This is a genomic window from Pedobacter sp. 05L430, from assembly GCF_056397585.1.
On record NZ_JBFTNT010000603.1, the window covers coordinates 1 to 654 of the forward strand.

The 654-nt window shown below is 32.7% G+C and carries 1 protein-coding gene and 1 pseudogene; one reads left to right on the forward strand and one right to left on the reverse strand.

Features of this window, described 5'->3' with window-relative positions:
- A pseudogene (locus AC1DG9_RS27565) lies at positions 1-275 on the forward strand (glycosyltransferase family 2 protein); the annotation flags it as partial.
- Positions 276-283: 8 nt separating this feature from the next.
- On the opposite strand, the gene AC1DG9_RS27570 reads toward AC1DG9_RS27565, so the two are convergent.
- Positions 284-654 (reverse strand): 4'-phosphopantetheinyl transferase family protein (locus AC1DG9_RS27570; protein ID WP_477635765.1); only part of this gene is annotated, 371 nt, incomplete at its 5' end.

Consider the following 654-nt stretch of genomic DNA (forward strand, 5'->3'; position numbering starts at 1 on the left):
CTATAACTCCATTTTTACTAATTGCTCTGTTTGTTGTAAATGGTCTTATCGTGTATCATTATGATTCTTTGTTCTATAAAACGATATTTATTTTACAGATTTTATTTTATACTTTAAGTATACTCGGATACATTTTTGAGAGTAAAAATATACGCATAAAGGCGCTTTTTGTACCTTATTATTTTTGTTTGATGAATTATGCCGTAATAGCTGGAATAATCAGGTATTTTAAAAAGAGCCAAAGTGCCGCCTGGGAGAAATCAAAAAGAAAATAGATCTGATCTTATTGGTAATCCCAGTAATTTAGTGTGGCCTCAGGTTCTTCAAACGCAATACAGCCTGCATATTCTTTATCTGGCATAAAACTTTGGAGGTAGTATTTAACTTGTTTTCTGGTAATTGAACTGTTCAAACTGTTAAGCTCATTCATATTGTCTATTAAACCCTCTCCGGAAGCTTTGAGTACAGCCTCTTTTCTTGTCCATATGGAATAGAAGTTGGCGCTTGTATTTTGATTGCTTATTAGTTGTAGTTCCTCTGGGCTAAAACTAGAAGTGGTAATATCGTGATAATTGAAATGATGGTCTATATGTTCAATATCAATTCCTATTTTAAATGGGCTTACACCAATGAGAATGTAGCTTTTACTATGGG